Source organism: Rhodococcus sp. I2R, from assembly GCF_020889545.1.
Classification (GTDB): Bacteria; Actinomycetota; Actinomycetes; order Mycobacteriales; family Mycobacteriaceae; genus Rhodococcoides.
Genome location: NZ_JAHUTG010000069.1, coordinates 1 through 1,407 on the forward strand (window position 1 = coordinate 1; position 1,407 = coordinate 1,407).

Here is a 1,407-nt window from a genome sequence, read left to right on the forward strand (position 1 = left end):
TGTGGCGCTCCTGAGGTTTGTGTGGGCGCCATTTCTGCTGTTCAGGGCGGGTTGTGTTGTTGGACGCAGTGTTCGGCGAGTTGCCGGTGAGATGAGGGACGCGCACGTGTTGGGCCTCTAGATTTCGGGGTTCCTACACCAACCTCAATCCGGAGGACCGCTACACGTGCGCGTCAGTACTGCATTTAACCGCCTGCTTCAGATTCCCGGTGCATCGGTATCGGATGTGTCGATCACAGACGCTTCCGTCAAGGTCACGCTCAGACTTACGGCACGTCGTGTGAAGTGCCCGTGTGGCTATTCGAGCACCGCGGCCTACGATCGCGAACCTCGTCGCTGGCGTCATCTCGATTTCGGCCGGCACAAGGTGTGGCTGGTCTATTCGATCCGACGGATCGAGTGCCCGACCTGCGGTGTTCGGACCGAGGACATCCCGTGGGCGCGGCCACGAGCCCGGCATTCGCGGGACTTCGAGGACACAGTGTTGTGGCTGGTCACACGCACTGACAGGACCTCGGTATCAACGTTGATGCGCTGCGCGTGGCGCACGGTCACCTCTATCGTCACACGCGCGGTCGATGCGTTGATCGACTCGCGCCGTCTCGATCGGCTGTATCGAATTGGTGTAGACGAAATCTGTTATCGGCATCCCCACAAGTACCTCACGATCGTGGGCGATCATGACACCGGCAAGGTCGTGTATATCTCCGAGGGCCGCGGTCGGGACTCGTTTTCGGAGTTCTTCGAACAACAGTCAGCGCAGGAGCGCGACCAGGTGCAGGTGGTGTCGATGGACGGGTCACCGGCGTTCCGGGCGGCCGCCGAACATCACGTCCCACAGGCGCGTCAATGCATGGATCCCTTTCACGTCATGCAATGGGTCAATCGAGCGCTGGACCGGGTGTTCTCCGATGCCGCGTCCATTCGTCGAACGCTGACCATGCAAGCACCGGAGTGGCGCAAAGCTCGAACAGCGCTGCGGCTCGGTAAGAATCGGCTCACCAAGGCCCATAAATCTCTACTGCGGACCGTGACCACAGCTGATACCGAAGTCGGGACGGCGTGGCGTTTGAAGGAACAGTTCCGGGATCTTTATCGAAAGGTCGCGCCCTCGAACGCTGCACGATATTTGCGGCGCTGGATCGACGAAGCACAGTCCTGCGGGATCGTCGCGTTCGTTCAACTCGCCCGGATGATCGACAAGAAATCCGATGCGATCTGCGCAGCAATCGAATTGGGTATCTCCAATGCTCTCATCGAGGGAATCAACTCGAAGATCAGGCTGATCAACGCCCGAGGCTACGGCCACCATTCTGCCGCATCGCTGAAAGCAATGATCTATCTCAACCTCGGCGGAATCGAGGTCAAGCTACCCACACAAAGGTAAGGAGGGGCACGTATGTTCGA

1 protein-coding gene is annotated in these 1,407 nt (G+C 59.3%); it reads left to right on the forward strand.

Translation table 11 applies throughout. From position 1 onward, the window contains the following. Positions 1 to 226: 226 nt before the first annotated feature. Positions 227 to 1,387, forward strand: coding sequence for an ISL3 family transposase (locus tag KVY23_RS24820; protein ID WP_308071119.1), 1,161 nt, complete (start codon positions 227 to 229; stop codon positions 1,385 to 1,387). Positions 1,388 to 1,407 lie beyond the last annotated feature (20 nt).